The 528-nt window shown below is 35.0% G+C and carries 1 pseudogene; it reads right to left on the bottom strand.

From position 1 onward, the window contains the following. Window positions 1-28 precede the first annotated feature (28 nt). A pseudogene (locus BCAMP_RS13330) lies at window positions 29-217 on the bottom strand (transposase); the annotation flags it as partial. Window positions 218-528 lie beyond the last annotated feature (311 nt).

The following is a 528-nucleotide window of genomic DNA, read 5'->3' as shown; positions in this document are numbered from 1 at the left end:
TATTAAAAGACAGTAAAGAGTCAATTAATTACGAGTTGGGAGCGATGCGTTTATGATTGAATCCGAGTAGAATCCTGTTTCTGAAATTTGAAAAGTTACGGTAACCAAACGAAATCCGTTTAATCACTTTTATTTTGTTATTGATCCCTCCTAAATGCCCGTTGGAATCCTCGTATTTAAAGCTATTTTCGATTGCAGGTAAATGCTTGTTTAATGTTTTTTAAACTGCGTTTCAGTTGTGAAGAAACGAAAGGTTTTTTAGTCTGAATCAATGATTGGTAAGCAGGGAAATTTTTGTGTTTTAGCGCAATCAGTAATTGCTGTGCTAGTTCGGTTTGAATTGAGGAGACAATTAGTGTAAAGCACGATTAACAGTAGTTGTTGAAACACTCTGTCTAAAAGCGATATCTTTTTCAGAAGTAATAAACTGTCCTTCGGCAGCTAGTGTTTGGATGACACGTTTGGAGATAAAACAATTTCGTTTTACCATCGAAGTTGAAGCGATAAAGGTTGTTTTACATCCTTTAC

The sequence above is a fragment of the Brochothrix campestris FSL F6-1037 genome (assembly GCF_000525915.1).
Taxonomy (GTDB): domain Bacteria; phylum Bacillota; class Bacilli; order Lactobacillales; family Listeriaceae; genus Brochothrix; species Brochothrix campestris.
The sequence above is the reverse complement of the archived record's forward strand: the minus strand, read 5'-3'. Positions and strand labels throughout refer to the sequence as shown.